At 41.3% G+C, this 768-nt stretch carries 1 protein-coding gene and 1 pseudogene; both read left to right on the top strand.

The window, feature by feature from the left end; all coding sequences use genetic code 11:
• Positions 1-150, top strand: a pseudogene (locus KIV40_RS32725) (LysR family transcriptional regulator); the annotation flags it as partial.
• 338 nt (positions 151-488) lie between these two features.
• Positions 489-768 (top strand): cation transporter (locus tag KIV40_RS32730; RefSeq protein ID WP_285353536.1); only part of this gene is annotated, 280 nt, incomplete at its 3' end.

Here is a 768-nt window from a genome sequence, read left to right on the forward strand (position 1 = left end):
CTACTTCGCGAGCAGAAACTCTCGGTTATCAAACACACTTACGGCTTAACCCAAGAAGATTACTGCATGTTTACCGCAGCCGGCATGGCAGAGCACCCAGGTATGAATTGGTTAGCGGATAAGATCAGCGATTATCTTTTCGATTTCTAGCATCGTGCATAATCTCTAGCATCCTTAACTTTCTCAATGAGCACCCGTTACCAAGGTGCTCATTTCGTTACTTACTGCCCCAACATCCATAGCGCAACTCAATACTCTCCAATCTTGTATTTGTAGGCTGTGTTGTTTGCTCCACAAGCGCACTCGCTCTTCATTTGTCATATCAGTCAGTGTCAAAATTAATGACACAGAAAATTAGCTGTAACCTTCTGATTTAATTATAAAACCATAATAGAAGTCTTTATTTCCATTTATAAAAGACAGATTGGGTTTGAAAAACTCGCTCAGTATTAGAACAATGAAGATATCAAAGACACTAGGAAATCATTATGTGTGACAGGACAAACCAAAACGAAAATCGAGTATTAATGTTCTCAGCCCTTCTTGCATCTGGCTTTGCATTGGGAGGCTTGGCACTTGGCTTAATCGTTGGTTCCCTCGTCATCGTATTCGACGGTGTTTATTCGCTGATCAGTTTACTGTTAACTTTATTGTCACTAGCTGCATCGAAGTACATCAATCGTCCGTCTGACTCTAACTTCCCATTTGGCCGCGCGATTATCGAGCCTATCGTTATCGCATTTAAAGCTGCGGTTATTCTTATCGTTG

This window comes from Vibrio sp. D173a (assembly GCF_030248475.1).